This window comes from Methanobrevibacter sp., assembly GCF_017432245.1.
Taxonomy (GTDB): domain Archaea; phylum Methanobacteriota; class Methanobacteria; order Methanobacteriales; family Methanobacteriaceae; genus Methanobrevibacter.
This window is the reverse complement of record NZ_JAFRJO010000055.1, coordinates 1-9,991: the sequence shown is the minus strand read 5'-3', so window position 1 is coordinate 9,991 and position 9,991 is coordinate 1. Positions and strand designations below refer to the sequence as shown.

At 34.4% G+C, this 9,991-nt stretch carries 9 protein-coding genes and 2 rRNA genes; all 11 read left to right on the top strand.

Features of this window, described 5'->3' with window-relative positions:
- A 23S ribosomal RNA gene (locus IJI80_RS04840) occupies positions 1–345 on the top strand; the annotation flags it as partial.
- Positions 346–507: 162 nt separating this feature from the next.
- A 5S ribosomal RNA gene (gene rrf / locus IJI80_RS04835) occupies positions 508–629 on the top strand.
- A gap of 290 nt (positions 630–919) precedes the next feature.
- A complete protein-coding gene (gene cobI, locus IJI80_RS04830; RefSeq protein WP_292788112.1) occupies positions 920–1,606 on the top strand; it encodes a precorrin-2 C(20)-methyltransferase in 687 nt (228 codons plus the stop codon).
- A 31-nt stretch (positions 1,607–1,637) separates the two neighbouring features.
- The gene (gene cbiD, locus IJI80_RS04825) at positions 1,638–2,777 is read left to right on the top strand and encodes a cobalt-precorrin-5B (C(1))-methyltransferase CbiD (protein ID WP_292788111.1); all 1,140 of its coding nucleotides are present in this window, start codon (positions 1,638–1,640) and stop codon (positions 2,775–2,777) included.
- Positions 2,778–2,841: 64 nt separating this feature from the next.
- Positions 2,842–3,597, top strand: a complete 756-nt coding sequence (gene cobM, locus IJI80_RS04820; protein WP_292788110.1) for a precorrin-4 C(11)-methyltransferase — start codon at positions 2,842–2,844, stop codon at positions 3,595–3,597.
- Between the two features lie 54 nt (positions 3,598–3,651).
- Positions 3,652–4,674, top strand: a complete 1,023-nt coding sequence (locus IJI80_RS04815; RefSeq protein ID WP_292788108.1) for a cobalt-precorrin 5A hydrolase — start codon at positions 3,652–3,654, stop codon at positions 4,672–4,674.
- A 97-nt stretch (positions 4,675–4,771) separates the two neighbouring features.
- A complete protein-coding gene (gene cobJ / locus IJI80_RS04810; RefSeq protein WP_292788106.1) occupies positions 4,772–5,503 on the top strand; it encodes a precorrin-3B C(17)-methyltransferase in 732 nt (243 codons plus the stop codon).
- Positions 5,504–5,599: 96 nt separating this feature from the next.
- On the top strand, positions 5,600–6,352 hold the full coding sequence (cobK, locus tag IJI80_RS04805; protein ID WP_292788105.1) for a precorrin-6A reductase: 753 nt from the start codon (positions 5,600–5,602) through the stop codon (positions 6,350–6,352).
- Complete coding sequence (gene cbiE, locus IJI80_RS04800) at positions 6,349–7,539, top strand: precorrin-6y C5,15-methyltransferase (decarboxylating) subunit CbiE (protein WP_292788103.1); 1,191 nt, start codon at positions 6,349–6,351, stop codon at positions 7,537–7,539. The genes cobK and cbiE overlap by 4 nt, the downstream gene beginning before the upstream one ends.
- The gene (locus tag IJI80_RS04795; RefSeq protein ID WP_292788102.1) at positions 7,532–8,884 is read left to right on the top strand and encodes a cobyrinate a,c-diamide synthase; all 1,353 of its coding nucleotides are present in this window, start codon (positions 7,532–7,534) and stop codon (positions 8,882–8,884) included. Before cbiE ends, IJI80_RS04795 begins: the two co-directional genes overlap by 8 nt.
- Positions 8,885–8,976: 92 nt before the next feature.
- Complete coding sequence (locus IJI80_RS04790; RefSeq protein ID WP_292788101.1) at positions 8,977–9,615, top strand: precorrin-8X methylmutase; 639 nt, start codon at positions 8,977–8,979, stop codon at positions 9,613–9,615.
- Positions 9,616–9,991: the final 376 nt, after the last annotated feature.

The window sequence follows — 9,991 nt, the reverse complement described above, 5'->3', positions numbered from 1 at the left end:
GGGTTGTTCGCCCATTACAGGGGAACGTGAGCTGGGATTAGACCGTCGTGAGCCAGGTTGGTTGCTATCTAATGGCTGTGTTAGGAGTCTGAGGGGAAGGTGGCTCCAGTACGAGAGGAACGAGTTGTCGGTGCCTCTGGTTTACCAGTTGTCTGATAAGGCATTGCTGGGCAGCTACGCACTGGACGATAAAGGCTGAAAGCATCTAAGCCTGAGGTGTCCCCTGAAAATAGATTGCTTAGGACGCGAGTAGAAGACTCGTTTGATGGGGTAGGGATGTGAGCTTCGAGGTTTTTTTCCGAGTTGTTTAGTCCGCTGCTTCCAATTGTTCGCTTGCTTTATTTTCTTTTATTATTGAAAATTAATGCTATGTTTGAATTCCTAGTGTTCGTGATGGACAGTTAGGATTCGGTTTGGTGTATTCAGTTTGGGTGAAAATGTACGTTTATTTAAGATCATTTATTTTATGAGTCAAATTATGTCTTGATTCTATCATAATCATATAGGTTTGGCGGTCATAGCGATGGGGTTACACCTGGTCTCGTTTCGATCCCAGAAGTTAAGTCTTTTCGCGTTTTGTTTGTGTACTATGGGTTTCGGTCTATGGGAATTTCATTTAGCTGCCAGCCTTTTTTTATCCAAGAATAATTAGTTTTATTCTTAACGAACTACTTTTTATATTTTATTTTTATTTCTTCAAATATTTTTTTAATTTATTAAACTATAATTGAGAGTATATTTATATATTTTCAATAACATATTTTTAAAATACAGTATTATAATTATAAAGTTCATTATATTTTTTAACTTTTTTTAAAAGGTTATTGCAATGAATATAGTTTATTTGATATTAAATTAATCTAAATTTACAATTTAATATTCATAATTATTTTTTTTAAAAGATAATAAAGGTTTTAAAATGGAAAAGGGAACATTATATGGAGTAAGTATTGGGCCAGGAGACCCTGAGTTAATTACTGTAAAGGCAATGAACATAATATCCAAGTGCAAATATATAGCAACACCACATACTGGAACCGGTGATTCATTGGCATTGTCTATTGTATCTCAAGCTACAGATTTATCCCAAAAGGAAATAATGCTTTTAGAGTTTCCAATGACTAAGGATAAGGACATTTTAGCTGAAAGCCATAAGAATGCTGCGGAATCAATTGCTAAGGTTCTTGATGAAGGTGAAGATGTAGCAATGTTAAATTTAGGGGATGTAACTATCTTCTCAACATTTGCATATACAATGGATCAATTATTGGAAAAAGATTATGATGTAGAGGTCATTCCAGGTGTAACAAGCTTTTGCGCTTCAGCTTCCAAATTAAGAATAGGATTGACTACAATGAATGATCCTTTGCATATTATTCCTGCAACAGGAATAGACTTAAAGGAAGCTTTACAAATGCCTGGTTCTAAGGTATTGATGAAAATAGGCAGGTCAATGCCTAAATTAATCGAAACATTGAAGGAATTAAATCTTGAGGATAATGTCTATGCAGTTGAAAACTGTGGTTTGGAAAATGAAAAGATCTATAATTCTTTAGATGAATTTGATGAAAATATGGGATATTTCACTATTGTTGTAGTAAAGTAATTGAACTCATTAGTTTTATTGGGGATTTCATATGGCAGAAAAACGTTTGGTTAATCAAAAATTATTGCGTTGCGGTTATACAACAGGGACATGTGCAGCGGCAGCTTCTAAGGCAGCAGTTGCAATGCTCTTTAAACAGGAATCAATGGATTCTGTAGCAATCACAACACCTAATCAAACTGATCTCCTAATTGATGTTTTAAACCCTCAGTTTAATGATAATGTGGCAAGCTGTTCTATTGAAAAGGATAGTGGTGATGACCCTGACATAACTAATGGGATATTGGTATCTTCCAAAGTGACTTTATTGCCGGATTCTTCAGAAATTATTATTGAAGGTGGAAAAGGAGTTGGAAAAGTAACTAAAGGTGGGCTAGATCAACCAGTTGGTATGTCTGCTATAAACTCTGTTCCTCGAAAAATGATAAAGGATTCATTAAATGAATTGGCGATGCAATATAATTATAGGGGTGGCTTTCATGTTTTAATTTCTGTACCGAAGGGTGAAGAAATAGCAAAGAAAACTTTCAACCCTGAATTAGGTATAGTTGGGGGCATTTCAATATTGGGTACAACAGGTATTGTTGAGCCAATGAGTGCCAAGGCATTAGCTGATTCAATCAAGGTGGAAATCAGTGTCATTGCTGCAGAAAGCAATGAGTCCATACTTATTTTCTTAGGTAATTTTGGTAAAAAATTCACAGAAGAAGATTTGAACTTATCTACAAAACCTGGAATAATGTGCAGTAATTTCATTGATGTTGCATTGGATAGCTCTGTTGAATTTGGGTTCAAGAATATTCTTTTAGTTGGCCATATAGGTAAATTTGTAAAACTGGGAATAGGAATGTTTAACACCCATTCACATAATGGTGATGGAAGGATAGAAACATTATTATCCTGTGCATTGGATGCAGGTGCAAATATGAAAATCCTAAAAGAGATTCAAAAATGTGTTACTACAAATGCTGTGTTGGATATCTTGTATGAAAATGACTTATTGGATAATACTATGGAAGTCTTAAATGATAGAATACAACATAATATTGATAGAAGAGTTCCAGATGACATCAATGTAGGATTCATATGCTTTGCCAATACTGGAGAGTATTCTGGAGTTTTATTTGAAAGTGAAAATGTAGATGATTTGAAAGAATTATGGAAAAAGTAAAAATAACTGACTATTTAAGATAATCTTTATTTGATTATTATTGGAAATATTGGAGGAAAAAATAATGATTCATTTTGTTGGAGCAGGAAGTGGAGCTGTTGATTTAATAACCATAAGAGGAGCAGAACTCCTAAAAGAGGCGGATCTTATAATTTATGCAGGTTCATTGGTTAATCCTGATTTGTTAAATTATGCTAAGGATTCATGTGAAATTTATGATAGCGCTAAAATGACTTTAGATGAAGTCTTGGAAAAGATGTTTGAAGCTGAAAAGGAAAATAAGATGACCGTTCGTTTACACACTGGAGATTCAAGTATCTATGGTGCAATCCGTGAACAGATGGATCGCTTGGATGAAGAAGGAATCTCTTATGATGTATGCCCTGGAGTTTCAAGTTTCTGTGGTGCAGCAGCTGCATTGAAAGCTGAATATACCTTGCCTGATGTAAGTCAAAGCGTAATCATTACACGTATGGCTGGCAGAACCCCAGTTCCTGAAAAGGAAAGCATTGCATCATTTGCAGAACATGGGGCAACCATGGTGATTTTCTTGAGTACAGGTCTCCTTAAGGACTTATCTAAAGAGCTTGTAAAAGGAAAGTACACTGAAGACACTCCTGCAGCAATCGTTTATAAGGCAACTTGGCCTGATGAGAAGGTTATGCGCTGTACTGTTGGAACATTATATGAAACTGCACAGGAAAATAACATTACCAAAACTGCTTTAATAATTGTTGGAGATGTTTTAGACAGTGAATATTCATTGTCACGTCTTTATGCAGATGATTTTTCAACTGAATTCAGACAAGCTAAAAAATAATTTTATTTGAGTTTAAGTTTATGAATGGTTTTCCTTGACTATGTGAGGTTAAGAATGAAAGTATCGATTATTGCATTTACGGATAATGGTATGGAAATTGCCTATAAGTTATCAAATTCATTATCTGAAGTTAATGATGTGGATTTTACTCGATGTGGGAAAGGCGCTTTGTCAACTTGGAGTGAGGAACATTTCTCCACAAGTGATGCGCTTATTTTCATAGGGGCAATAGGAATCGCACTAAGGGCAATTGCTCCTTACATCAAGACCAAAACAAAGGATCCTGCTGTAGTTGTTGTAGATGAATTAGGACAGTTTTCAATACCTATTCTCTCTGGACACATTGGAGGCGCTAATGAATTGGCATTAAGGATATCTGAAATATTAAATGCAATTCCTGTAATTACAACTGCCACTGATATCAATAAGGTATTTGCAGTGGATACTTGGGCAAAAAGCCAAGGATTACAGATTTTAAATCCACAATGCATTAAACTGGTCTCATCTAAACTTTTAAAAGGTGAATCCCTACATGTCAAATCAGATTATCCTATTCAAGGAAATTTGCCTAAGAATGTTTATCTTAATGATTTAGAAGATTCTAATGTGGGATACGATGTGATAATCACTCATAACGATTTAGAAAATGAACGTAAGAATGATACATTATTATTAGTCCCACAAATCATTACAGTTGGCATTGGATGTAGAAAAGACATAAGCTTTGAAGCGATAGAAAGCTCCATTTTAAATATACTTGAAAGTGAAAATTATCATATTTTGGCTATAAATGCTTTGGCAAGCATTGATAAAAAGGCTAATGAAAAAGGAATTTTAGAATTTGCAAAGAAATATGATTTGCCATTTAATACTTATAGTGCAGAGGAACTTAACAGTCTTGAAGGAGATTTTACAAAGTCTGAATTTGTTAAAAGTGTTGTGGAAGTGGACAATGTCTGTGAACGTTCCGCAATTATGGAAAGCAATGGAAAATTGATTAGAAGAAAGGACACTTGTGATGGGGCAGGTGTGACTGTTGCTTTAGCAATGAATGATCCTATTATTTCATGGAAATAATAATTCAATAATTTAAAAATAATTCAAAAAAAGTTAATTCATAATTATAAATTAATAATAATACTAAAATCATTAGGTGTCTATTGGAGGAAAATTTATGAAATGTGTATCTGTTGTCGGTATTGGGCCTGGAAATGAGTTATACCTTAGCATAGCTGCTAAAGAGACTCTTGAGGAATCAGATTTAATTGTAGGTTATAAAAAATATGTTGAACTTGTAGAAGAGTACTTGCCTGAAAAAGAGTATCTCTACACTGGAATGACAAAAGAAGTTGACCGCTGTAAGATGGCATTGGAAAAAGCATCTGAAGGCAAATGTGTTTCTGTAGTATGCAGTGGAGATGCTGGAGTATATGGTATGGCTGGATTGGTTTATGAGCTTTCAGTTGACTATCCTGATGTTGAAATCGATATTGTTCCAGGAATAAGTGCTGTTTTAAGTGGATCTGCAGTGTTAGGCGCTCCAATAGGTCATGACTTTGCTGTAATCAGTTTATCAGATTTATTAACTCCTTGGGAATTGATTGAAAAAAGGTTGGCATTAGCTGGTGAAGGGGATTTCTGCATTTGCCTTTATAATCCTTCAAGTCATAAAAGAAAGGATTACTTGAAAAAGGCATGTGAAATCTTATTGAAATTCAAAGGTGAAGACACCATTTGCGGATATGTGAGAAACATCGGTAGAGAGGGTGAAGAATATTACATCACCAATCTTTTGGAGCTTAAGGACACTGAAGTGGATATGTTTACCACTGTTTTCATCGGAAATTCCAATACAAAAGTCATTGATGATAAAATGGTAACCCCAAGAGGTTATAAAGGCGTATAATATAAATGATATGATATTTATTAAATTAATTAATAAGTTCTCAAATTATATTTAATTATTATTTAACTAAAAAGTTTTCAGATTAGAGGTGTGAATATGCACAAAATTGTTTTATTTGGAGGAACTACTGAAGGACGTCTATTGACTGAATTCCTATCTCAAAATAAGATTCCTGCTATAGTTTGTGTTGCTACAGAATATGGGGAGAAAGTATTGGAATATGAACCTCCAGTTATAGTTCAGCCTAAAAGACTAAAACCTGGCCCTATGAGAAAACTATTTGAAGAAGAGCAGACTGAATTTGTTTTTGATGCTACACATCCTTATGCTACAGAAATTAGCAAACACATTAAGGAGATTTGTGAGGAACAGGGCATTGAATACATTAGAGTCTTAAGAGAATCAATTGAGATTGAAGATGCTGTAAAAGTATCCAGTATGGAAGAGTTAATTGATTATCTTAACACTACTGAAGGATTGATCTTTTCTTCAATGGGAGCGAAAGAGGCTCCCGCATTAACAGATGTGGAAAACTTCCAGGAAAGGGTTTACTTGAGAATGCTACCTTCACCCGAAGGAATGAAGCAATGCCTTGATCTAGGTTATCCTATGAAAAACCTTTGTGGAATGCAAGGTCCTTTTTCTAAGGAATTCAATAAAGCACAATTCAAGGAAATCGGTGCAGATATACTTGTAACTAAGGATTCCGGCAATGTTGGAGGTTTTTTAGAAAAGACAGATGCTGCAAAGGAATGTGGTATGGAAGTTGTTGTATTGTCCCGATTAGTCAATGAAGAAGGGATAAGTGTAGAAGAAGCTAAGGACACCATTAGGAGTAAATGCTTATGAAGGAAATCAATATTATTGGAATGGGTATGAGTGAAAAGACACTCACCGCTGAAGCTTTAGAATTAATCATTGAAGCAGATATATTAATAGGTGCTAAACGATTAATCAATGAGTTTTCTCACATGAATAAACCTAGTTTTAATGCTTATTTATCTAATGACATACTTGAAATAATAGAAGAGACAGATGCAGAAAAAATAGCGATATTAGTTTCTGGCGATGTTGGATTTTATAGTGCTGCTGAAAAATTGGTTGATGTCCTAAAGGATTATAATCCTAATCTTGTTTCTGGAATCTCATCTGTATCATACTTTTTTGCAAAATGCAGTCTCCCTTGGAAAGATGCTAATTTGATAAGTTGTCATGGGCTTGATACGAATATTGTTTCATCAGTTCGCAGAAATAGATTTACCTTTGCATTAACAGGTAAAAACATTCCAGAATTGCAGAAGGAATTGGTAAAATATGGATTCGGCGATTTGAAGGTTTGGGTTGGTGAGAATTTAGGCTCAGATGAAGAGTCCATTCAAGAATCCACAATATCTGAATTAGCTGGAAAGCAGTTCAATTCCCTAACCGTTTTGATTATAGAAAATCCTGATTTTGATTCAAGAATCAGAACAGGAATTCCAGATGAGGAATTCATTAGAGGAAAAGTCCCAATGACAAAGTCTGAAGTTAGAGCTGTATGCTTGTCTAAATTATCAATAAATCCTGATGATGTGGCTTATGATATCGGTTGCGGAACCGGTTCAGTAACAATTGAAATGGCATTTTCAGCATATGATGGAAAGGTTTATGCCTTTGACAAGAATGAAGAGGCAATTGAATTGTTAAATAAAAATTGCCAAAAGTTCCACTTGGATAATGTGGAAGCCATCTGCGGATTGGCTCCAGAATGCCTTAAGGACTTACCTGTTCCGAATGTGGCATTTATTGGAGGAAGCTCTGGAAATATGGAAGAAATAGTCAATTATCTTTATGGAATTAATGATAAAATGAGGTTTGTCATAACTGCAGTTACTCTTGAAAGTGCAATGGCTGGATTGGATTCCTTAAAGAATGTTGGAATAAGTGGTGACATTGTTCAAGTTGCAGTTTCTAAAGGTAGGCAAATCGGTGATTTGCATATGTTGATGGCTCAAAACCCTATATTCATTATTAGTGGAAGTGGTCAAGATGAATAGAATATTGATTTCCGGAACCAGCAGTAACTGTGGAAAGACAACAATCACTATGGCTTTGCTTGCAGCATTCCAAAAAAGAGGTTTGGAAATCGCTTCCTTCAAATCAGGTCCTGATTATATTGACCCAATGTTTCATCGTAAGGTCTTTAATGTAGAGACCCATAACTTGGATCCTTACTTTTCAACTGAGCAGATGTTATGCGACCAGTTCATTCGAAATTGCGGAAAGGACTTAAGCATAATCGAAGGGGCTATGGGATTTTATGATGGAATAGGTGTTGAAGGAAGAGCAAGCGCTTGGGAAGTTGCAAAATCAATTAAGGCTCCTGCTGTACTCATTATTGATGCTAAAGGAATGAGCAATTCTGCTGCAGCAATCATAAAAGGATTCAAGGATTTCAAAGAGGAAAGCATGGTAGAAGGAGTCATATTCAATGGAATTTCTCCAATGTTGTATCCTCTCTTAAGGGATATTGTGGAAAATGCAGGCGTTAAGGCTTACGGTTTCTTGCCAAGAGAAGAGAAGTATTCAATAGGCAGCAGGAACTTAGGACTGATCACTGCAGATGAAATTGAGGACATTAAAGAGAAAATCAATGGTCTTCGTGAATTGGCAGAAAAGTACATCGATTTGGATGGATTGTATGAATTGGCCGAATCCGCTCCAGTCCTTGAAGCAAGTGAAGATTATAAAGAGTTGATTGAAAGCAGTGCAAAAATTGATTCTGATAAAAAGACTCGCATAGCAGTTTCCCGTGATAATGCTTTTTGCTTTATGTATAAGGAAAACATTGAGATATTAGAAGATTTAGGCTGTGAAGTAGTCTATTTCAGCCCATTGGAAGATGAAGAGCTTCCTAAAGATATCTCTGGATTATATTTATGCGGAGGTTATCCTGAACTGTATACAGAAGAATTGTCTAAAAATAGGAAATTATGTGATGAAATAAAAGACATAATAGAAGGGGGAATTCCTACAATAGCCGAATGTGGAGGCTTCATGTATTTGCATGATTCAATTGAAGAAATCCCTATGGTTGGTTTTATCAAAGGAAATTGCATAAAAACAGACAAATTGCAAAGATTCGGTTATATTGAGATAAAGGCATTGCAAGACAACTTGTTATGCAATGAAGGAGATAGCATTAGGGTGCATGAATTCCATTATTATGATAGTGAAAACTGTGGAGAAGCATTTATGGCTAAAAAGGCATCCAATGGCGTGGAATACCTGTGCTGTCATGGTTCTGACAGTCTTTATGCTGGTTTCCCACATATTTACCTTCCTGCAAATCCTGATTTTGCAAAGTCTTTTGTGAGTAATGCAAGGAATTGGAATGGTTAAAATTATATTTTGAATCATTCTTGACAATTTATTTCTTAATTTATATTTATTAGTAATTTAGTAGTTATTCATTGTAAAATTGAAGTGATAGTATGAAAATTGAATTAGAACAAGTTGAACCTGCTGAAATTGAAAGCAGGAGTATGGAAATTATTGAATCTGAACTTCCTCATGAAATTGACCCTAAATTAGCGCCAATTATTAAAAGAGCAGTTCACACAGCTGCTGATTTTGATTATGTGGATAACTTATGCTTTTCAGAAGATGTAGTTGATAAGGCATTGGAAGCAATTAAAAACGGTGCTTGCATTGTAACTGACACTAATATGGCAAAAGCAGGAATCAATAAGGCAGAACTTAAGAAGTATGGCGGTGAAGTCTTTTGCTTTATGAGTGATGATGATGTTAGAGATATTGCCAAAAAGAATGGGTCTACACGTGCAAGAGCTTCTATGGATAAGGCAGCAAGCTTAGATAAACCATTGATTTTTGCAATAGGAAATGCTCCAACCGCTTTGATTAGATTGTATGAATTGATTCAGGAAGGAAAACTCACTCCTGAACTCATCATAGGGGTTCCTGTAGGATTTGTTAATGTAGTACAATCAAAAGAGTTGATTATGCAATGTGATGTTCCTTATATTGTCGCTCGTGGACGTAAAGGTGGAAGCAATGTTGCAGCTGCCATTTCAAATGCATTATTGTATATCTTGAGAGATCAAAATAAATAGATTTTATTTTTAATTTCTTTTTAATTTTCTTTCATTTTTATTTTTTTTGTCATTTCATGAAATTTCATGAATTATATTTTTTATTCTCTTTTTATCTTTTTAGTTCTTTTTTTATTTTTCTTCATTCCTTTTTCATTTTATTAATTATTTTTAATCAATATTTTTAAATATTTCTTTAAATAAAGTATAATTTAGTAATGTTAAATTTTTCTTTAAAAAATTTAATTGGATTAATTTAATCAATAAAGTGAAATATTTTTTATTTTTAAGGATGATATTATGACTGATAAGATTATTTTAGTAGTAAGTTTTGGTACTTCTTATAACAATAATCGTGCTCTTACCATTGGAGCTATCGAAAAGGACATTGATGAAG